Source organism: Polaromonas sp. P1_G2, from assembly GCF_056405515.1.
This window is the reverse complement of sequence record NZ_JBFUBY010000150.1, coordinates 1-19,870: the sequence shown is the minus strand read 5'-3', so window position 1 is coordinate 19,870 and position 19,870 is coordinate 1. Positions and strand designations below refer to the sequence as shown.

Genomic DNA, 19,870 nt, shown 5'->3' with positions numbered 1-19,870 from the left:
AACCAACCCTCAGGGAGGTCGGGCTTGTCGCGCGTCACGACCTGCAACTGGGCGGCGGCCTCGGCATAACGCTGGGCGTCCAGCAGCGCCCGGGCATAGCCCATCCTGATTTCAGGCATGGCTTTGGGGTTGCCGTCGAAATAATTGCGGATCACAGTTTCGGCTTCGGGCAGCTTGGGGTCCATCAATTCAAGCGCCACCAGCGCTGGGCCTTCGGCGCGCGGGTCGGCAGCCTGGCCGCGCCGGGCCGCGGCAAGCGCGCCATTGGCGTCGCCCGCGGCCAGGCGCATGCGCGCGACGGTGGTCCAGGCGGCGCCCGCGGTGGCGGGATTGCCCAGGTGGTCGGCCAGGGCTTCTTCCACCACGGTGCTGGCCAGTTTTTTGTCTGTTGCGCGGGCGTACACGCGCGGTACAGACGTCAGGACGGACGGCCGCTCCACATCCGGTGCCAGTTTGATTTCGGTTTGCAGCGGCTCCACCGTGTCGGCAATCCGGTTGAGCGCCACCAGGATTTGCAGCACGTAACGGTTGGCCTCGCGCGAGGTGGGCTGGTCCTGCTTCCAGGCCCGGGCCGACTGCAGGGCGGCGTCGCCCGAGCGCGACTGCAGGGCGATGTCGGTGGCGCGCTGGTAAAGCTGGGCGTCGCCGGTTTTCCGGGCGGCGTCCAGCATCAGGGCGAAGCCGGCGGCGGGCTCGCCGTCCTGCAGGGTCATTTCACCGACCAGCAGTTGGTAAAACAGGGCGCTGTCCAGAAGCGAGGAGGGGGTGGATTCCTGCGCGGCCTTGGCTTCGACCAGTGTGGCGGGCGCGGCGGAAACCGGCTCGTCGGTCTGCGCCAGGGCCAGGGGTGCGACAAACCACAGGCCGCTGAGGGCAAGGCCGGCAAGGCCAGATTTTTTCTTCATCGAACCATGATAATTGATGCTTCCGGGTCGCGCTCCCGCTTTACCCTGCCGCCTTGAAAGCTTTTGTGGCCGGCATTGCGCGGCGCCGCGAACCACCCCCCCTTGCGCCCGCAGACCGGCGCCCCTAGCTGCCAAACCTATGCCTGAACTGCCGGAAGTCGAAGTCACCCGCCTGAGTTTTGCGGACCGCATCGCGGGCGCGCGCATCGAGCGCGTCGAAATGGGCAAACCCCTGCGCTGGCCCCTGGGCTGCCAGCCGCGCCAACTGGTCGGCCGGCAGGTGCTCGCGGTTCGCCGGCGCGGCAAATACCTGCTGGTGGACTTGAGCGACGGCCTGTTGATGATCCACCTGGGCATGTCCGGCAGCGTGAGCTTTGGCGCCGGCTTTCCCGCGCCTGGCAAGCACGACCACTTCGACATGGTGACCAGCCTGGGAACCCTGAGGCTCAACGACCCGCGCCGTTTTGGTGCGGTGGTCTATGCCGGCGGCGAAAACACCCCAGCCGCGCAAAAGCTGCTCGGCCGCCTGGGCGTGGAGCCGCTCAGTGACGCTTTTGACGCCGCCGATTTTCACCAGGCGCTCAAACTGCGGCAAACGCCCATCAAACAAGTCCTGCTGGGCGGCGAGGCGGTGGTGGGCGTCGGCAATATTTACGCCTCCGAGGCCTTGTTCCTGGCGGGCATACGGCCCACCACGCGGGCCAGCCGCATCAGCAAGCCGCGCGCGGCGCTGCTGCACGCGGCCATACGCCAGGTGCTGGCGCAGGCTGTTACAAAAGGCGGCAGCACCTTGCGGGACTTCTCGAATGCCTGGGGCGAATCCGGTTATTTCCAGCTGGAAGCCATGGTCTACGACCGGGCCGGCCAGCCTTGCCGGGTTTGCGCCGCGCCCGTCAAAAGCATCCGCCAGGGCCAGCGCTCGACTTTTTATTGCGCGACCTGCCAGAAACCCTGAACCCGGATACGTAGAGGCGCCAATAGGCCTTTCGGGGCGGCGATGCTATATTGACCGATCACACTTAACGGAAGACCGATGTCTTTTAACGAACAATTTGACCAGCATGGCCAGTGGCGGCGTGAATTTGCGCTTCGCCTGAAGCTGCTTGCTGAGTGGATGAAAGACCATGACCTGCTTGACGCTGCCGTCGAGGAGCGTTTGCAGCGGTTGGAGTCCCAGGTGCGTTCCGACAAGGTCATGGTGGCTTTTGTGGCGGAATTCTCGCGCGGCAAGTCCGAACTGATCAACGCGATCTTTTTTGYCGGCTACGGCCGCCGCATCATGCCGGCAAGCGCCGGCCGCACCACCATGTGCCCGACCGAGCTCGGTTACGACGCGGACGTGCCGCCTTGCCTGCGCCTGCTGCCCATCGAGACGCGTTTGCAGAAACAGGCGCTGATGGAGTGGCGCTCGGCCCCCGAAAAGTGGACGCGGCTGGACCTGGACGTCAACGATCCCGCCCAGCTGGCACAAGCCCTGGAAAAAGTCGCCGAAGTGCGCCACGTCACCAAGGATGAGGCCCGCGCGCTCGGCTTCTGGCACGACAACAGCCCGGACGACAACCCCCTGGCCGGCCCCGACGGCCTGATCGAAGTGCCCAAGTGGCGCCATGCCCTCATCAATATCGCGCACCCGCTGCTCAAGCAGGGCCTGGTGATCCTCGACACGCCGGGCCTGAACGCCATAGGCGCTGAGCCCGAGCTGACGGTGAGCCTGATTCCCCAGGCACATGCCGTGGTGTTCATCCTGGCCGCCGACACCGGCGTCACCAAGTCCGACCTGGCGATCTGGCGTGAACACCTGATCACCGAGGGCGAGGGCAGCGACGCGCGCCTGGTGGTGCTCAACAAGATAGACACGCTCTGGGACGCGCTGAGCACGCCCGAGCAAATCAAGGCGCAGATCGACCGGCAACGCGCGACCTCGGCCGAAATCCTGGGCCTGCCGGAATCGCAGGTTATCCCCGTCTCGGCCCAAAAGGGGCTGGTGGCCAAGGTGACCCGCGACAAGGCCTTGCTGGAAGCCAGCCACCTGCCGGCGCTCGAGCTCGCGCTGGGCCAGGGCGTGATGGGGCAGCGCCAGAAAATCCTGCGCTCGGCGGTAGCAGCCGGCATCGGCGAACTCCGGACGGAAGCCGGACGCGCCATGCACATTCGCCGGCGCGACCTGGCCGAGCAGATGATCGAGCTGCGCGGCCTGCGCGGCAAAAACGTCTCGGTGATCAAGCACATGCGCAGCCGCATCGAGCAGGAACAGGCCGAGTTCGACACCAGCGGTTCGAAGATCCACGCGGTGCGCTCGGTCCACCTCAAGATGCTGCGCGACCTGTTCAACCTCCTCAGCACGCCGACTCTCAAGGCCGAACTGGCCGAACTGACGCAGGCGCTGAAGCAGCCGGGTATCAAGCTGGGTGTCAAAAAAGCCTACGGGCAGACCTTCTCGCGCCTGCGCGAGGGGCTGCAGAAATCCCAGATCCTGAGCGGCGAGATCCAGTCCATGCTGACCGCGTCCTTCCGCCAGCTCAATGCCGAATTCAGCTTCTCGCTGCAGGCGCCCAAAGAGCCGGAACTGATCCGCTACGAACACGACCTCGAACTGATAGAGCGCAGCCACCTGCAGTACCTGGGGCTGAGCAATGTGATCAAGCTGTCCCAGGCGGACTTTTCCGAGCGCCTGGTGCGCGCGCTGGCCACGCGCCTGCGCGTGGTCTACGAGACCGCGCTGGGCGAGGTCGAGCTGTGGAACAAATCTGCAGCCTCGCAACTGGACGCCCAGTTGCGCGAGCGGCGCCGCAATTTCGGGCGCAGGCTGGAGGCCATTGAGCGCATCCAGCAGGCGGCATCGGGCCTGGACGAACGCATCGCCGAGATCGACGAGCAGGAAGGCGTGCTCAACGAGCTGGACAACAAGCTCACCGAGCTGACGGCCCACCTGATGGGCGGCACTTCTGCGCAAGACAAGGCGCAGGCCGCCGCAGCCGCCCAGAACGCGGCCGTTCCCGAGGCAGCCTGAGCCTTGCCGGCAGGTCAATCAGCCATCCAGCGCTTTTCCCCTCCCAGGGCGCAAAGCCGGAGATGAAGCAATCCGCCTTGCAAACCCTGCCTTCCGGTTTTTCCGGGGAAATCGTCCGCTGGCAAAGCACGCACGGGCGCAACAGCCTGCCCTGGCAGAACACGCGCGACCCTTATCGCGTGTGGCTGTCCGAGATCATGCTGCAGCAGACCCAGGTCGCCACCGTCCTCGATTACTACGCGCGCTTTCTTGAGCGCTTCCCCACGGTCGCCGAACTGGCCGCTGCCAGCGAAGACGAAGTGCTGGGCCTGTGGAGCGGGCTGGGCTACTACAGCCGCGCGCGCAACCTGCATCGCTGCGCCAAAGATGTCGTGGCCCTGCACGGCGGGCAATTTCCGGGCACGTCGGAGCAATTGCAGACATTGCCCGGCATAGGCCGCTCGACGGCGGCCGCCATTGCCTCTTTTTGCTTCGCTGAGCGTGTCGCGATCCTGGACGGCAACGTCAAGCGGGTGCTCACGCGGGTGCTGGGTTTTTCCGCCGACCTGGCGCAAGGCGCCAATGAAAAAGCATTGTGGAACCATGCGACGGAACTGTTGCCAACGCGCAAGCTGGCGGACACCATGCCGCGCTACACCCAGGGGCTGATGGATCTGGGCGCGACGATTTGCGCCGGGCGCCAGCCGCAGTGCCTGCTATGCCCGGTGCAGAAGCTGTGCCGCGGTTTTGCCGAAGGCGACCCCGGCAAATACCCCGTCAAGACACGCAAGCTCAAGCGCAGCGCCCAGGGCCTGAGCCTGTTGTGGGCGCAACGGCCTGACGGCTCGGTGTGGCTTGAAAGGCGTCCCGGCCGGGGCGTCTGGGGCGGCCTGTATTGCCTGCCGGTATTCGACAGCGATGACGAGCTGAAGGCGGTGCTGCCGCCCTCACTGCAATCGCGCCTCGATCCCCTGCCGCAGTTCGTCCATGTGCTCACACACAAGGATTTGTATTTGTCGCCGTGGGTAGCGGGCTTTGGCGCCGGCCAGGCATTGCCCAAAGCCGTGGTGTCGGAGGAGCGGCCGGGTGCCTGGTTCGGCCCCGATGCGTGGCCCGCGCTGGGCCTGCCCGCACCTATACGCAAGCTGCTCGCGCAAGACGCCTGAAGGCCGGTTTTCTTAACCGGCGTCGAGCTCGCGGTGTCGCTTCAGCGTGCGCCAGTGGGGGCTGAAAGCCGCCGCCAGTTCTTCGACCAAATAGACCGAACGGTGTTGGCCGCCGGTGCAGCCGATGGCGACCGTCACGTAGCTGCGGTGGTCGCGCACCAGCGCGTTCAGCCAGTGGCTGAGGAATTGCTCGATATGCCGGAACATGTCGCCGACCTCGGGATGCGCCTTGAGGTAATCCGCCACCGGTTCATCCCGCCCCGTGAGGTGGCGCAGGCCGGACTCATAGTGCGGATTGGGAAGCATGCGCACGTCGAAGACATAGTCGGCGTCCAGCGGCACGCCGCGCTTGAACGCGAAGGACTCGAACACCAGCGTCAGCTGGGTGGTGGGCGCGGAAATCAGCGACTTCACATAGCCCTGCAGCTGCGAGGACCGGATCATGCTGGTGTCCAGCACATGGGCCTGCTCGCGCATTTCGCCCAGCAGTTCGCGTTCCAGTTCGATGGCGTCCACCAGCGCGCGGTGCTGGTCGGAGGCGTCTATGCGCGACAGCGGGTGCAGCCGGCGCGTTTCCGAAAAGCGGCGCACCAGGGTTTCCGTGTTGGCGTCCAGGAACAGCGACTGCACCACCACGCCGGACTCGCGCAGCTGGCGCAGCTGCTGGGGCACCAGCGGCAGAGAGGTCGCGCTGCGCACGTCCATGGCGATCGCGACTTTTTGCGCGCCATGCTTCTGTTCCAGCGCCACGAAAGGCGTGAGCAGCTCGGGGGGCAGGTTGTCGACGCAGTAGTAGCCGGCGTCCTCCAGCGCGTGCAGGGCGACGGATTTTCCCGAGCCCGACATGCCGGTGATGAGGACCATTTCCAGCGTAGCCATCACTGCCCCAGCATTTCCTTGGCGTGCGCCAGCGTGGTGCCGGAAAGGCGTTCGCCGCCCAGCATGCGGGCGATCTCGGCCACGCGCTGCTCGCCGTTGACATGGTCGACCGCGCTCAGGGTGACGCCGTTCTCGGAGCGCTTGGCGACCACCAGGTGCTGGTCGGCGCAGGCCGCCACCTGGGGCAAATGGGTGACGGCCATGACCTGGCGGTCCTTGCCYAACTGTTTCATGAGGCGGCCCACGGTTTCGGCGACGGCGCCGCCCACGCCTGAATCCACCTCGTCAAAAATCAGGGTCTCAGCCTGCCCGAGTTGGCTGGTGGTGACGGCGATGGCCAGCGCGATGCGGGACAGCTCACCGCCCGAAGCCACCTTGCCGACGGGGCGCGGCGTGCTGCCGCTGTGGCCGGCCACCAGGAATTCGGCCTGTTCCAGGCCGTGCTGGGCGGGTTGTTCAAGTTTGGCCAGCGCCACGTCGAATTTGCCGCCCTGCATGCCCAGGCCTTGCATGGCCTGGGTGATGGCCTTGGCGAGTTTGGGGGCGGCCTTGGCGCGRGCCTTGGACACCTGGCCGGCTTCCTCGAGGTAGGCCGCCTTGGCCGCGGCTTCGTTCTTCTCAAGCTGGGCCAGGTCGGCCGCGGCATTGAGTTTTTGCAGTTCGGCCTGCCAGGATGCCAGCAGCTCGGGCAGCTCGGCCGGCGTGCGTTTGTAGCGGCGCGCCAGGCTGACCCACTGCGACAGGCGCTCGTCCAGTTCAGCGAGCCGCTGCGGCTCGAGCTCGGCATGGCGGGCATAGCCGTTGAGCGAGTGGACCGTGTCTTCCATCTGCGCCAGCGCGCCGTTCAGGACTTCCACCATAGCCTTGAACTCGGGTTCTATGTGTTCCTGGTTTTGCAGCGCCGCAATCGCGCGGCCCAACAGCGCATTGGCATTGTCGTCGGATTCCTGCAATGCATCGACGGCGGTTTGCACCGCGTCGCGCAGGGCCTGGGCGTTGGACAGGCGCCCGTGCTGGGCATTGAGTTCGTCCCACTCGTCGGCACCGGGCGCGAGTTTGTCCAGTTCGCCGATCTGCCAGGCCAGTCGCTCGCGTTCGCGCTGCAGGCTGTCCTGGGCATCGCGTGCCTCCAGCAGCGTCTTCTGGGCCAGGCGCCACTGCTGCCAGCGGCGCGAGAGTTCATCCGTGGAAACGTCCGCATAGGAGTCCAGCAGGCCGCGCACCGCGTCGGGCCGGGTCAGGCTTTGCCAGGCATGCTGGCCGTGGATGTCCACCAGCTGGTCGGCGATCTCCTTGAGCTGCGTGGCGGTTGCCGCGCTGCCGTTGATCCAGGCGCGGCTTTTGCCTTGCACGTCTATCGTGCGGCGCAAGAGCAGGCTGTCGCCGCCGTCGAAGCCGGCTTGCTCCAGCCAGGCGGCCAGGCCCTTGGGGCTGTCGAACTCGACGCTGATCTCGCAGCGGGCCGCGCCTTCGCGTATCACGCCGGCATCGGCGCGCGCGCCCAGGGCCAGTTGCAGGGCATCGATCAGGATGGATTTGCCGGCGCCGGTCTCACCGGTGAGCACCGTGAACCCACCGGACAGGTCCAGCTCGAGTTCGTGGACGATGACGAAATCGCGAAGCGAGATGCTTTTGAGGCTCATAAATAAATCCGCGCCGTTCAGGCCACGCCTTCATTCCAGTGAAGTTTTTTGCGCAAGGTGTCGAAGTAGCTCCAGCCCTTGGGGTGCAGAAAGCGCATCTGGTGCTCCGAGCGCCTGACGGTGATGCGGTCGCCGTGCAGCAGGCTGGCCAGCGACTGCATGTCGAAGTTGGCGCTGGCGTCACGCCCCGCGACGATTTCAATCGTGATCTCGCCGGAGTCCGACAGCACGATGGGCCGGTTCGACAGTGTGTGCGGCGCAATGGGCGCCAGCACCCAGCCGGCAATCGAGGGGTGGAGCAGGGGCCCGCCGGCGGACAGCGCGTAGGCCGTGGAGCCGGTGGGCGAGGCGATGATCAGGCCGTCGGCGCGCTGGTTGGCCACGAAGCGGCCGTCCACCTCGACGCGAAGCTCCACCATGCCGGCGGTCGCTCCGCGGTTGACCACCACGTCGTTCATGGCGGTGGCGCTGAAAACGCAGCGGCCGTCGCGCACAACCTTGGCCTGCATCATCCAGCGGCGGTCTTCCTCGTACTCGCCGCGCAGCATGGGAATCAGGGTGGCTTGGTAGTGCTCGAAGGCAATGTCGGTGATGAAACCGAGCCGGCCCTGGTTGATGCCCACCAGCGGGATGCCGAACTGCGCCAGCAGCCGGCCTATGCCCAGCATGGTGCCGTCGCCGCCGACCACCAGGGCCAGGTCGCACTGCGCGCCTATGCCGGCTGCGTCCAGTGTGGGGAATTGCGTGAGGCCGGTGTTGCTGGCGGTGTCCTGCTCGATTGCCACCTCGCAGCCCTGGGTGCCCAGGAAATGCGCGATGTCCTCCAGCGCCGACCGGGAACCCTGTGCGTGGTACTTGCCGATCAGTGCGACATGGCGGAATTGCGATTTCATCGGCAAATTACATCACAACATCCGCCCCAAGCTTCGTAGAATGTCGGCATGCTTGATGATCGTGCGCGGTTGCTTCTCAAGGCGCTGGTGGAGCGCTACATTGCCGATGGGCAGCCGGTGGGTTCACGCACGCTGTCCAAGGCCTCGGGCCTGGAGCTATCCCCCGCCACCATACGCAACGTGATGAGCGACCTCGAGGAGCTCGGCCTGATCGTCAGCCCGCACACCTCGGCCGGCCGCATCCCCACGGCGCGCGGCTACCGCCTCTTCGTCGACACCATGCTGACCACGCAGCGCGACTCCTTTCCCGCTGTGGGCCAGATAGGCGCCCCCCGGCTGGCGCCCGACCAGCCGCAAAAAGTGCTCAGCAATGCGGCGCACATGCTCTCCAGCCTGTCGCAATTCGTCGGTGTGGTCATGGCGCCGCGCCGCACTTCGGTGTTCCGCCACATTGAATTTTTGCGCCTGTCCGAAAAACGCTTTCTCGTGATCATCGTGTCGCCCGACGGCGACGTGCAGAACCGGGTCATCTTCACCGAGGCCGACTACAGCCAGTCGCAACTCGTGGAGGCCGCCAATTTCCTCAATTCACACTACGCCGGCATGGCGATAGAGGAAGTGCGCGAGCGCCTGAAAAACGAGGTCGAGGCGCTGCGCGGCGAGATTGCCACGCTGATGCAGGCTGCGGTCAAGGTCAGCTCCGAAGCCATCGAATCGCGCGACGAAGTCGTCATCTCAGGGGAGCGCAACCTGCTGGCCGTCAGCGATTTTTCCGGCGACATGGGCAACCTGCGCAAGCTGTTCGACCTGTTCGAGCAAAAGGCGCAGCTGATGCGCCTGCTCGACGTGTCCAGCCGTGCCGAGGGCGTTCGTATCTACATAGGCGGCGAAAGCCAGGTCATTCCCTACCAGGAGCTGTCGGTGGTGACGGCGCCTTACGAGGTCGACGGCCAGGTGGTGGGCACGCTGGGCGTCATCGGCCCCATGCGCATGCCCTACGAAAAAATGATCCAGATCGTCGACATCACCTCCAAACTGGTCAGTACGGCCCTCAGCCACAGCAAGTAGGCTCGTGAGCAGGTCCCCGCAGGCCCTTACAATCTCCCTCTTGTGTGGGGCGTTAGCTCAGTTGGTTAGAGCAGAGGACTCATAATCCTTTGGTCGAGTGTTCAAGTCACTCACGCCCTACCATTTAAATAAGCTATAATTTGAGGCTTAGCGGCTGTAGCTCAGTTGGATAGAGTACTTGGCTACGAACCAAGGGGTCGTGGGTTCAATTCCTGCCAGCCGCACCACTTTTATTAGTGATTTCAATAGCTTAGAGGCTTACCCCTCTAGGCTATTTTTCTTTGCGCAGGGCTTTTTAGTGGTTTTCAGGGGCTGTACGTCCACCAGCCGCTCCGCTATTCTGGAGGCTCATTCCGGAGGAGAAACATGGGATCACTGAACGTCGAGGACCACGGCGACTGGCTGAGTTTTGGCCTGTCGCACGCAGGCAGCACCATTCCGGTCAGGATTTCGCGCGAGGCGATGGAGGAGTTCTTCGGCGCCGTGCCGGAGCCGGACTCGACGAGCCCGCGCTCGCGCCCCTGCCTGCGGGCGGCAAAAACTACATCACGCCGCAAGGCTATGAGCGCCTGCGCAGCGAACTGCTGGACCTGATCGACAACGAGCGGCCGAAAATGGTGGAAATCGTCCACTGGGCGGCCAGCAACGGCGACCGCTCGGAAAACGGCGACTACCACTACGGCAAAAAGCGCCTGCGGGAAATCGACAGGCGCATCCGCTTCCTGACGCAGAGGTTGGAGATCGCGGAAATCAGCAACCCCTCCATCCACCACGGCAGCGACCAGGTCTTTTTCGGCGCGACCGTGAGTTATGCCGATGACAGCGGCGCAGAGCGCATGGTGACCATCCTCGGCATCGACGAGGCCAACAGCGCCCTGGGGCAAATCAGCTGGATATCGCCCGTCGCCAGGGCGTTGCTCAAGTCGCGGGTGGGGGATGAGGTGAGCCTCGTGACGCCGCAAGGCCTGCAGACGCTGGAGGTGCTCAAGGTGGACTACCCGGCGCCCGACGAACGCACGGCCGGTTAAGCGGCAGGCTAGCCGGTCGACTTGGCGCGCTGAACCCGCAGCACTGAGGGCGTGCGCTTGACACTGCGCAGGGCCGAAGCCAGGTGCACGCGGTCACGTACCGCTACGCCAAAACGCAGGTCGGTCGCGTCGTGCGAGGGCTCCTGCTCCATGTCGACGTGGGTGATGTCGGCCTCGGCGCTGGCCAGCGCGGCCGCAACGCGTGCCAGCACGCCCTTGCCGTTGGACACCGTGACCAGCAGGTTGGTCTCAAAAGTGCGCACCGGTTCGTCCGACCAGTCGACCGCGATGAAGCGCTCACTGTCGCGGTGCTGCAGGCGCTTGGCGACGGCGCAGTCGTCAGTGTGTATGACCAGGCCCTCGCCGCGGCCCAGGTAGCCGACGATGCCGTCGCCTGGAATGGGCCGGCAGCAGGGCGCGAACTGCACCGAGGCGCCTTCGCTGCCGTCTATCACCAGGGCGCCTTGCGACACCGACTCATGGGCGGTGTAGCGCTCGCGGCTCATCAGCAGCGCATTGGGTTTTTCGCCGGTCTCGGCGAGCAAGGTCACGATGCGCTTGGCGACCATGCTGGCAATCCGTTTGCCCAGGCCGATGTCGGTCAGCAAATCGGCACGCGTGCGGTTGCCGGTAAAGCGCAGGATTTTTTCCCAGGTACCGTGATGGGCCTCGTCGTCCTCGGGCAGGCGTTCGCGTTCTATGCCCTCGGCGCGCAGCGCCTGGGCCAGCATTTTTTCGCCCAGGTCCTGCGATTCCGACAGCGCCATGGTCTTCAGGTGGTGGCGTATCTTGGAACGCGCCTTGCCTGTGCGCACAAAACCCAGCCAGCCAGGGTTGGGGCTGGAGACGGAAGCCGTGATGATCTCGATAACGTCGCCGTTGTGCAGTTCGGAGCGCAGCGGTACCTGCTCGCCATTGACCTTGGCGGCTACTGCGCGATGGCCCACATCGCTGTGGATGGCATAGGCGAAGTCCACGATCGTCGCGCCGCGCGGCATGGCCATGATCTGGCTTTTCGGCGTGAATACATAAACCGCTTCGGGGAACAGGTCGATCTTGACGTGGTCCCAGAACTCGGCCGCGTCACGCGTTTCATGCTGGATGTCGAGCAGCGACTGCAGCCACTGCGTGCCCAGGCGCTGCGAGGCGTCGCTGTCCGGGTCCGTAGCCTTGTACAGCCAGTGGGCCGCCACGCCGGATTCGGCCACCACATGCATGGCCTCGGTGCGCATCTGGAACTCGATATTCGTGCCGAAGGGGCCGACCAGGGTGGTGTGCAGCGACTGGTAGCCGTTGATCTTGGGGATCGCGATGTAGTCCTTGAACTTGCCGGGCAGGGGCTTGTAGAGCTGGTGCAGCACGCCCATCGCGGTGTAGCAGGCGGTCAGGTCCTTCACGATCACCCGAAAGCCGTAGAGGTCGGTGACCTGGGCGAAGGACAGGTGTTTCTCGTCCATCTTGCGGTAGATGGAATACAGCGTCTTTTCGCGCCCGGAGATCAGCACGGGCACCTGCGCGTTGGTAAAAGCCGATTCGACTTCGCCTTGAACCCGCTTGATCACGTCGCGCCGGCGGCCGCGCGCCTTTTGCAGCGCCTTGGTCAGGGTCGCATAGCGCCAGGGGTGCAGGTGCTGGAAGGACAGGTCCTGCAGTTCGCGGTAGGTGGTGTTCAGGCCCAGGCGGTGGGCGATGGGCGCATAGATATCGAGGGTTTCGCGCGAGATTCGGGTCCACTTGGCGCGCGGGACGTCGCCCAGCGTGCGCATGTTGTGGGTGCGGTCGGCGAGTTTGATCAAGATGACCCGAACGTCGCGCGCCATGGCCAGCAGCATCTTGCGGAARGACTCRGCCTGGTTTTCCTCSCGGGTGTTGAATTCCAGCTTYTCGAGYTTGGTCAGCCCGTCCACCAGTTCRGCCACCGGGGCGCCGAAGCGCTCTATCAATTCGGGCTTGGTGACGCCGCAGTCTTCAATCGCGTCGTGCAGCAGGGCGGCCATGAGAGCCTGCGCGTCCAGCTTCCATTCGGCGCACTGCTGCGCCACGGCGATCGGGTGGGTGATGTAGGGTTCGCCGCTGTTGCGCAGCTGGCCCAGGTGGGCCTCATCGGCAAAACGGTAGGCGCGGCGGACATTGTCGATGTCGGCGGCGCTCAGGTAGTCCAGCCTGGCCGTGAGCGCGGCAAAACTCGCGGCCGCGGCATTGGCGGCGGCCGGGGTCGATTTGCTGGCAACAACGGGCGAAAGCATGGCGCTCATGCCTTAAATGTATCGCGGCATGAAAAAAACCTGAAAAAAATGGACTTTGGATGCCCCGAAATGAAAAAAGCACCGATATTCGGTGCTTTTTGCGAGCCTGAACAGTGTTTCAGGAGGGGACTTTTTTCAGCATTTCAAGGCCGATCTTGCCGTCGGCGATTTCGCGCAGGGCGGTCACGCCGGGCTTGTTCTTGCTTTCGATCTTGGGGGCATGGCCCTGGCTCAGCATGCGCGCGCGGTAGGTCGCGGCCAGCACCAGCTGGAAGCGGTTCGGGATTTTTTCGAGGCAATCTTCGACGGTAATGCGGGCCATGGTGATCTCCGGTGTGATCGATAAGGTGAAAAGCGCTGAAATCAGGGAATTTGAAGGGCCTGGAAGGTCTCGGCACGGGCGCGTCGCTGGGCCGAAAACTTGAGCCGCTGGGCATGCACAATGGTTTTCAGGTCGAAAACTGCCCGCTCAAACAACTCGTTGATTATAACGAAGTCGAATTCCCGGGCCTGGGCCATCTCGGTGCCGGCGTTTTTGAGCCGCAGCTCGATGACCTCGGGGCTGTCCTCGCCACGCCGTTGCAGGCGGGAGCGCAGTTCTTCCCAGCTGGGCGGCAGGATGAAGATCAGCACCGCGTTGGCGAAAATCCGCTTGATGTTGATGGCGCCCTGGAAGTCGATCTCCAGGATCACATCGGCGCCATGGGCCACCCGCTCCTCGATGGTTTGCCGCGAGGTGCCGTAGCGGTGGCCGTGCACATGGGCCCACTCCAGGAAGGCGTCGCGAGACACCATACCGTCGAATTCCTCGGGCGACAGGAAAAAGTACTCCCTGCCGTGCTTTTCCTGCCCACGCGGAGGGCGGGTGGTGTGCGACACCGAAGGCTGGATGCGTGAATCCAGCTCCATCAGGGCCTTCACCAAGCTGGATTTTCCCGCCCCGCTGGGGGCGGCCACGACAAAAAGGTTTCCGGGATAGTCCATGCGTACAGGTCGTTGAGTGCTTATTTACTAGAGGGGGCGAGGGGCTGTCGGGCGTTTTAGGGGCTTATTCGATGTTCTGGACCTGCTCGCGGATCTGCTCGATCAGCACCTTCATGTCCACGGAAATGCGGGTCAGGTCCAGCGACGCGGATTTGGAGCCCAGTGTATTGGCTTCACGGTGCAGTTCCTGGATCAGGAAGTCCAGGCGTTTTCCCAGTTCCCCGCCGCTGGCGAGCAGGCGGTCGATTTCGTCGAGGTGGGACGACAGCCGGGTGATTTCTTCCGCCACGTCGATCCGGATGGCGAAGGCCGTGGCCTCGGTCAGAGCCCGGTCCTGGGCGATTTCCGGCAGCGCGCCGCCGTCGGACAGGGCCATGGCTTCTTTCCAGCGCTCCAGGAAGCGGGTTTTCTGCTGCTCCACCAGCTTGGGGACCATGGGCACGGCCAGCGCGGCCAGCGCCCGTAGCTGCGCAGTACGGTCCAGCAGCATCTCCGCGAGGCGGGCCCCTTCCCGTTCGCGGGCCGCCATCAGTTCTTTCAGGGCTTTTTTTGCCAGCTTGAGCAGCTCATCGCTGTAATCGTGTGGTTTTTTGTCTTCATTCGTCGCAATTCTGAGAATATCTGCGACGCTGAGCGCCCCCGCCTGCGGCAGCCAGGACTTGATGCTGTCTTCCAGCGAGCCCAGGCGCTGCAAGGTGGCCGACGAGGGCGCGCGCAGGTTGCCCGACGAGGCGCTTTCCAGCGACACCCGCACTTCGACCTTGCCGCGCTTGAGCTTGCCGGTGAGCAGTTCGCGCAGGGCTGGTTCGGCCTGCCGCAGTTCGTCGGGCAGGCGGAAGGCCAGGTCCAGGAACCGGCTGTTGACGGAGCGTATTTCGACGCCCAGACGGGAGCTGGCGTCCGGGCCCGATTCAGTTTCCGGGGCGGACTGCGCCATGCTCGATTGCACGGTTGCATAACCCGTCATGCTGTAAACTGACATTTGTAGATACGCTTTACTAGAGAGAGAACCAAGACCCAGGCCGACATTGTCTCGCCCGGGCAAGCCCAAATTATGTCAAAGGTCAAGCCTGCACCGTTGCCGCCCGACACCGTGATTGGTGGCTATCGTGTTGTGCGAAAGCTTTCGGCCGGAGGCTTCGGGGTAGTTTACTTGGCCGTCGACAACGAGGGCCAGCAGGTCGCCATCAAGGAATACCTGCCGTCTTCCCTGGCCAGCCGTTCGCCGGGTGAGCTGCTTCCCCAGGTCCAGCCTGAAAAACTCTCGCTGTACCGCCTGGGCCTCAAGAGTTTCTTTGAAGAGGGCCGCTCCCTCGCCCAGATTTCCCACGGTTCCGTCGTCAGCGTGCTGAACTTCTTCCGCGAGAACGAAACCGTCTACATGGTGATGAATTACCTGGAAGGCGGCACCTTGCAGGACTTCATCATCACGGCCCGCGAACTCAAAAAGCAGAAGGTTTTCCGCGAATCGACGATCCGCTCGCTGTTCGACGAAATCCTGCGCGGCCTGCGCATCGTGCACCAGCACAAGATGCTGCACCTGGACATCAAGCCCGCCAACATCTTCATCACCGACGACAACCGCGCCGTGATGATCGACTTCGGAGCCGCCCGCGAGGTGCTGAGCAAGGAAGGCAACTTCATTCGCCCCATGTACACGCCCGGCTTCGCCGCGCCCGAGATGTACCGCCGCGATTCCTCCATGGGCCCCTGGACTGACATTTACGCCATCGGCGCCTGCATTTACGCCACCATGCAGGGCTACCCTCCCAACGACGCGCCCCAACGCCTTGAAAAAGACCGTCTGTCGCTTGCCCTGTCGCGCTTGCGTGGCGTCTATTCCGATAACCTGATCGAGGTTGTAGAGTGGTGCATGTCGCTCGATCCGCTGTCCCGTCCCCAATCGGTTTTCGCCCTGCAAAAAGAGCTGAGCCGGGAGGGTGAGCGCCGCTACACCAAGCTCACCGTCAGCGAAAAGGTTCGCCTGCAGTTTGACAACATGGTGTCCGACACCAAAAAATCAGCGCGCAAAGCCACCGGCTACGCGACCAAATTCAAATGAAATTCTCAGTCTTTCAGGTCAGCCGCAAAGGCGGGCGCGWAAAGAACGAAGACCGCATGGGCTATTGCTACACGCGCGAATCGGGCCTCTTCGTGCTGGCCGACGGCATGGGCGGCCATCCTGAAGGCGAAGTGGCAGCCCAGCTCGCCCTGCAGACCATCTCGGCGCTCTACCAGAAGGAAGCGCGCCCCGTCATTGAAGACACCACCGAGTTCCTCTCCACCGCCCTGATGGCGGCGCACCACCAGATCATCCGCTACGCCAGCGAAAAAGGCATGCTGGACACCCCCCGCACCACGCTGGTGGCCGCCATCCTGCAGGGCACGGGCGCCACCTGGGTGCACTGCGGCGATTCGCGCCTTTACGTCGTGCGTGACGGCGAACTGCTCACGCGCACCCGCGACCACTCCTACCTTGAACAGCAAAGCGCCGGCGTGATCAAGCTCGAGCGCATCAACCGCAACATCCTGTTCACTTGCCTGGGCTCGCCCACCAAGCCCGTCTTCGACGTCGCCGGCCCCGTCACCCTGCAGCAGGGCGACAAGCTGCTGCTGTGCTCCGACGGCCTCTGGGGCAGCCTCAGCGACGCCGAAATCGTGCGCCAGCTGGCCAGCAAGGGCGTGTCCGACGCCGTGCCGGATCTGGTCGAAAATGCCCTGCGCACCGGCGGCGAGCATAGCGACAACGTCACCGTGCTGGCCATGGAGTGGGAAACGCCCGACGCCTTCGAGTCCACCCGCGGCGTCTCCACCGACAGCATCATGGACGGCGTGTTCGCCTCGACCATCCAGGCCGGCGTGCTCGACACCATGGTCGACGACCTCGACGAGGCCACCATCGAACGCTCGATCGCCGAGATCAACGAAGCCATACGCCGTTCGGCCGCCAGAAAAGCCTGATACCGGGGCCGGCGCCGCAAGGCGCCTCGTTCCCGGCTCTCCTTTTCGTTTTACTTTTTTTCGCTTTATTTTCTCCGGCGTTTTTGCCAGAAAGCCATTTCCATGAGCCAGTTTGAACGAAGCGGCGCGCGCGCCGCCGACGCCCTGCGCGGCGTGCGCATCACCCGCCACTACACCGCCTACGCTGAAGGTTCGGTGCTGATCGAATTCGGCGGCACCAAGGTGCTGTGCACTGCCTCCGTCGAAGAAAAAGTCCCCGGCCACAAAAAAGGCAGCGGCGAAGGCTGGGTCACCGCCGAATACGGCATGCTGCCCCGCGCTACCCATACCCGCAGCGACCGCGAGGCCGCACGCGGCAAACAAAGCGGCCGCACGCAAGAGATTCAGCGCCTCATCGGCCGCTCCATGCGCTCGGTGTTTGACCTGAAAAAACTCGGTGAACGCACCATCCACCTTGACTGCGACGTCATCCAGGCCGACGGCGGCACCCGCACCGCCAGCATCACCGGCGCCTTCGTCGCGGCGCAGGACGCCGTCAATACCTTGATCGCCAGCGGCAAGCTCACGCAAAGCCCCATCATCGACCACGTCGCCGCCATCTCCGTCGGCATCGTGCAGGGCACGCCGCTGCTGGACCTTGAATACACCGAAGACTCCGCCTGCGACACCGATATGAATGTCGTCATGACCGGCGCCGGCAACTATGTGGAAGTGCAGGGCACGGCTGAAGGCGCCGCGTTTTCGCGCAAGGAAATGGACGCGCTGCTCGTGCTCGCCGAAAAAGGCATCACCGAGTTGGTCGATCTGCAGAAGCAGTCGCTGGCTGCCTGAGCATCCATCGCGCAGCTTCCGGCGCTTTGCCCTCGTCGACTTCCATGAAAAAAATCGTTTTAGCTTCCAACAACCAGGGCAAACTCGCCGAACTCAAGGCCATGTTCGCGCCTCTGGGGCTTGAACTCGTCAGCCAGGCCGAACTGGGCCTGCCCGAGGCCGAAGAACCCTTTCGCACCTTTGTCGAAAACGCCCTCGCCAAAGCTCGACAGGCCTCGCGCCTCAGCGGCCTGCCCGCACTGGCCGACGATGCGGGCCTGTGCGTCGAGGCTTTCGGCGGCCTGCCCGGCGTCGACACCGCTTTTTACGCCACCCGCTATGGCTACACCAAAAGCGATGACAACAACGTCAAGGCCTTGCTTGAACAGATGGCGCACCTGGCGCAGCCTTCCGAACGCCGCGCCGCGCTGGTTAGCACGCTGGTGGCTGTGCGCTCCGACAAAGACCCCGAACCACTGATTGCCTCCGGCCGCGTCGCGGGGCAGATCGCCGCACAGCCTGTGGGCGACAACGGCTTCGGCTTCGACCCGGTGATGTTCATTCCCGAGTTCGGCAAAACCTTTGCGCAACTGCCGGTCGAGATCAAGAACGCCAACAGCCATCGCGGCAAGGCCGCGCGCCAGATGATCGAACTGATGCGCGGACAGTGGCCGCTCACCCCCTGACACTCGCCATGGCGCAGCAGGACATCCAGCACTACATGCGCAGCGGCACACTGCGGCTGGCCGCGCTGCCGCCGCTGTCGCTCTACGTGCACCTGCCCTGGTGCATACGCAAGTGCCCCTACTGCGACTTCAACTCGCATGAAGCCGTGGGCGAGATGCCCGAGCAGCGCTACATTGATGCGGTGATCGCCGACCTTGAGGCTGCGCTGCCACTGGTCTGGGGCCGCACCGTGCACAGCATCTTCATAGGCGGCGGCACGCCCAGCCTGTTTTCGCCGCAGGCCATAGACCGCCTGCTGGCCGACATACGCGCGCGCTTGCGGCTCGAGGCCGATTGCGAGATCACGCTCGAAGCCAACCCCGGCACTTTTGAGAAAGACCGCTTCAAGGCTTTTCGCGCCGCGGGTGTCACCCGCCTGTCCGTCGGCGTGCAGAGCTTTGACGACCGGCATCTCAAGGCTCTGGGCCGCGTGCACGACCGCGCCCAGGCCATCGCCGCGGTTGAGGAAGCCGCGCAGGCCTTCGACACCTTTAACCTTGACATCATGTATGCGCTGCCCGGGCAGACCACGGAAAGCCTGGAGCAGGACATGCGACAGGCCCTGGCCCTGCAGCCGCCCCACATCTCCATCTATCACCTGACGATAGAGCCCAATACCTACTTCGCCAAATTCCCGCCCGTGGTGCCCGAGGAAGACACAGCCTACGCCATGCTCGACAGGATCACCGAGATGACCGGAGCCGCGGGCCTGCAGCGTTATGAAGTGTCGGCCTACGCCAAGCCCGGCCACCGCTGCTTCCACAACCTCAATTACTGGCAGTTCGGCGACTACCTGGGCATAGGCGCGGGCGCCCACAGCAAGCTCAGCTTCGCCCATCGCGTGGTGCGCCAGGTGCGCTATCGCGAGCCCAAGCTGTATATGGAAAAAGCCCTGGCCGGCGAGGCCGTGACGCAAGAAACAGAAGTCAGCCGCGCCGACCTGCCGTTTGAGTTCATGCTCAACGCCCTGCGCCTGCGCGACGGTTTCAAGCTGCAGGATTTCAGTGAGAAGACCGGGCTGCCGATCACCGCCATCCAGCAAGGACTGGAAGAAGCCGAGCGCAAGGGACTGATAGAGCGCGACTTCGTGCACGTCAAGCCCACGGAGCGCGGCTTTGATTTTCTGAACGATCTGCAGTCCTTGTTCCTGGCCGGCTAAACGGCAAAGCCCTTCACAAGATGGAAACTCCAGCCCTTATTTTTCTCGTTGTCAGCTGTGCTATCAGCTTCGGCCTGGGCCGACTCTTTGTGCACTTCCGTGATAAAAAACGCAAGAAGGCGGCCGAAGAGCGCGCAGCCGCGGCACTGCGCGACCGCCCGGCCGAGCCCGAGTCGCTCAACAAGGCCAAGCGCAAACGCCAGCTTCAGCAAGCCGCCAAAGACAAGCGCTGAATCACCGGCGCAGCGGTGGCTCACCGGCAGCATCAACCGCAGCTGACCCGCGTCACCCGGCCCGCATCATCCACCGTAAGGTTCAGCCGCTCGGCGCTGAATTCCATGGTCACCACCTGGTTGGGCCTTAGCACTCGCACGGTCTTCGCGCCGGCGCGCGTGCGTGCGTCATTCTGGAGC

General features: G+C 64.1%; 21 protein-coding genes and 2 tRNA genes. 14 read left to right on the top strand and 9 right to left on the bottom strand.

The window, feature by feature from the left end:
* Positions 1–905: tetratricopeptide repeat protein (locus AC1D0P_RS15760; protein ID WP_477677602.1), on the bottom strand; the 905-nt coding region annotated here is incomplete at its 3' end.
* Between the two features lie 139 nt (positions 906–1,044).
* On the opposite strand from AC1D0P_RS15760, the gene mutM reads away from it, so the two are divergent.
* The 3 genes from mutM (at position 1,045) to mutY (ending at position 5,060) form a co-directional block, all read left to right on the top strand.
* Positions 1,045–1,860 carry a bifunctional DNA-formamidopyrimidine glycosylase/DNA-(apurinic or apyrimidinic site) lyase gene (gene mutM, locus AC1D0P_RS15755; protein WP_477677601.1) on the top strand — a complete coding sequence of 272 codons (816 nt, stop codon included), beginning with the start codon at positions 1,045–1,047 and terminating at the stop codon, positions 1,858–1,860.
* A gap of 78 nt (positions 1,861–1,938) precedes the next feature.
* Positions 1,939–3,915, top strand: a complete 1,977-nt coding sequence (locus tag AC1D0P_RS15750) for a dynamin family protein (RefSeq protein ID WP_477677600.1) — start codon at positions 1,939–1,941, stop codon at positions 3,913–3,915.
* A 62-nt stretch (positions 3,916–3,977) separates the two neighbouring features.
* Positions 3,978–5,060 carry an A/G-specific adenine glycosylase gene (gene mutY / locus AC1D0P_RS15745; protein ID WP_477677599.1) on the top strand — a complete coding sequence of 361 codons (1,083 nt, stop codon included), beginning with the start codon at positions 3,978–3,980 and terminating at the stop codon, positions 5,058–5,060.
* A 12-nt stretch (positions 5,061–5,072) separates the two neighbouring features.
* On the opposite strand, the gene rapZ is transcribed toward mutY, so the two are convergent.
* The 3 genes from rapZ to AC1D0P_RS15730 are packed head-to-tail and all read right to left on the bottom strand — an operon-like array spanning position 5,073 to position 8,475.
* Complete coding sequence (rapZ, locus tag AC1D0P_RS15740) at positions 5,073–5,939, bottom strand: RNase adapter RapZ (RefSeq protein ID WP_436156627.1); 867 nt, start codon at positions 5,937–5,939, stop codon at positions 5,073–5,075.
* Positions 5,939–7,582 carry a DNA repair protein RecN gene (recN, locus tag AC1D0P_RS15735; protein WP_477677598.1) on the bottom strand — a complete coding sequence of 548 codons (1,644 nt, stop codon included), beginning with the start codon at positions 7,580–7,582 and terminating at the stop codon, positions 5,939–5,941. The genes rapZ and recN overlap by 1 nt, the downstream gene beginning before the upstream one ends.
* A 17-nt stretch (positions 7,583–7,599) precedes the next feature.
* Positions 7,600–8,475, bottom strand: coding sequence for an NAD kinase (locus tag AC1D0P_RS15730; protein WP_477677597.1), 876 nt, complete (start codon positions 8,473–8,475; stop codon positions 7,600–7,602).
* A gap of 48 nt (positions 8,476–8,523) precedes the next feature.
* Between AC1D0P_RS15730 and hrcA the strand changes: the two genes are divergently transcribed.
* The 5 genes from hrcA (at position 8,524) to greB (ending at position 10,571) form a co-directional block, all read left to right on the top strand.
* A complete protein-coding gene (gene hrcA / locus AC1D0P_RS15725) occupies positions 8,524–9,543 on the top strand; it encodes a heat-inducible transcriptional repressor HrcA (RefSeq protein ID WP_477677596.1) in 1,020 nt (339 codons plus the stop codon).
* A 46-nt stretch (positions 9,544–9,589) separates the two neighbouring features.
* A tRNA-Ile gene (locus AC1D0P_RS15720) sits at positions 9,590–9,666 on the top strand.
* A gap of 27 nt (positions 9,667–9,693) precedes the next feature.
* Positions 9,694–9,770: transfer RNA gene (locus tag AC1D0P_RS15715), tRNA-Arg, on the top strand.
* A gap of 139 nt (positions 9,771–9,909) precedes the next feature.
* Positions 9,910–10,137: a hypothetical protein gene (locus AC1D0P_RS15710; protein ID WP_477677595.1), complete on the top strand. Its 228-nt coding sequence runs from the start codon at positions 9,910–9,912 to the stop codon at positions 10,135–10,137.
* Positions 10,065–10,571: a transcription elongation factor GreB gene (greB, locus tag AC1D0P_RS15705; protein ID WP_477677605.1), complete on the top strand. Its 507-nt coding sequence runs from the start codon at positions 10,065–10,067 to the stop codon at positions 10,569–10,571. Before AC1D0P_RS15710 ends, greB begins: the two co-directional genes overlap by 73 nt.
* Before the next feature lie 8 nt (positions 10,572–10,579).
* Here the strand turns inward: greB and AC1D0P_RS15700 are convergent, their stop codons facing one another.
* The 4 genes from AC1D0P_RS15700 to AC1D0P_RS15685 all read right to left on the bottom strand — a co-directional run bounded on the left by AC1D0P_RS15700 (position 10,580) and on the right by AC1D0P_RS15685 (position 14,783).
* On the bottom strand, positions 10,580–12,826 hold the full coding sequence (locus AC1D0P_RS15700; protein ID WP_477677594.1) for a RelA/SpoT family protein: 2,247 nt from the start codon (positions 12,824–12,826) through the stop codon (positions 10,580–10,582).
* 109 nt (positions 12,827–12,935) lie between these two features.
* The gene (gene rpoZ, locus AC1D0P_RS15695; protein ID WP_348046396.1) at positions 12,936–13,139 is read right to left on the bottom strand and encodes a DNA-directed RNA polymerase subunit omega; all 204 of its coding nucleotides are present in this window, start codon (positions 13,137–13,139) and stop codon (positions 12,936–12,938) included.
* A 41-nt stretch (positions 13,140–13,180) separates the two neighbouring features.
* The gene (gene gmk / locus AC1D0P_RS15690; RefSeq protein ID WP_477677593.1) at positions 13,181–13,801 is read right to left on the bottom strand and encodes a guanylate kinase; all 621 of its coding nucleotides are present in this window, start codon (positions 13,799–13,801) and stop codon (positions 13,181–13,183) included.
* A 64-nt stretch (positions 13,802–13,865) separates the two neighbouring features.
* Positions 13,866–14,783 carry a YicC/YloC family endoribonuclease gene (locus AC1D0P_RS15685; protein ID WP_477677592.1) on the bottom strand — a complete coding sequence of 306 codons (918 nt, stop codon included), beginning with the start codon at positions 14,781–14,783 and terminating at the stop codon, positions 13,866–13,868.
* 72 nt (positions 14,784–14,855) lie between these two features.
* Between AC1D0P_RS15685 and AC1D0P_RS15680 the strand changes: the two genes are divergently transcribed.
* From AC1D0P_RS15680 to AC1D0P_RS15655, 6 genes are all read left to right on the top strand, one after another.
* Positions 14,856–15,863, top strand: coding sequence for a serine/threonine protein kinase (locus AC1D0P_RS15680; protein ID WP_007874747.1), 1,008 nt, complete (start codon positions 14,856–14,858; stop codon positions 15,861–15,863).
* Positions 15,860–16,762 (top strand): PP2C family protein-serine/threonine phosphatase, encoded by a 903-nt coding sequence (locus AC1D0P_RS15675; RefSeq protein ID WP_477677591.1) that lies wholly within the window; start codon positions 15,860–15,862, stop codon positions 16,760–16,762. The genes AC1D0P_RS15680 and AC1D0P_RS15675 overlap by 4 nt, the downstream gene beginning before the upstream one ends.
* Positions 16,763–16,864: 102 nt before the next feature.
* Positions 16,865–17,593 (top strand): ribonuclease PH, encoded by a 729-nt coding sequence (rph, locus tag AC1D0P_RS15670; RefSeq protein WP_477677590.1) that lies wholly within the window; start codon positions 16,865–16,867, stop codon positions 17,591–17,593.
* Positions 17,594–17,637: 44 nt separating this feature from the next.
* Entirely contained in the window at positions 17,638–18,258 is a 621-nt protein-coding gene (rdgB, locus tag AC1D0P_RS15665) for an RdgB/HAM1 family non-canonical purine NTP pyrophosphatase (RefSeq protein WP_477677589.1), read from the top strand.
* A gap of 8 nt (positions 18,259–18,266) precedes the next feature.
* Positions 18,267–19,457 (top strand): radical SAM family heme chaperone HemW, encoded by a 1,191-nt coding sequence (hemW, locus tag AC1D0P_RS15660; protein WP_477677604.1) that lies wholly within the window; start codon positions 18,267–18,269, stop codon positions 19,455–19,457.
* Between the two features lie 20 nt (positions 19,458–19,477).
* Positions 19,478–19,690 carry a hypothetical protein gene (locus AC1D0P_RS15655; RefSeq protein ID WP_477677588.1) on the top strand — a complete coding sequence of 71 codons (213 nt, stop codon included), beginning with the start codon at positions 19,478–19,480 and terminating at the stop codon, positions 19,688–19,690.
* A 32-nt stretch (positions 19,691–19,722) separates the two neighbouring features.
* Here the strand turns inward: AC1D0P_RS15655 and AC1D0P_RS15650 are convergent.
* Positions 19,723–19,870 (bottom strand): I78 family peptidase inhibitor (locus AC1D0P_RS15650; RefSeq protein WP_477677603.1); only part of this gene is annotated, 148 nt, incomplete at its 5' end.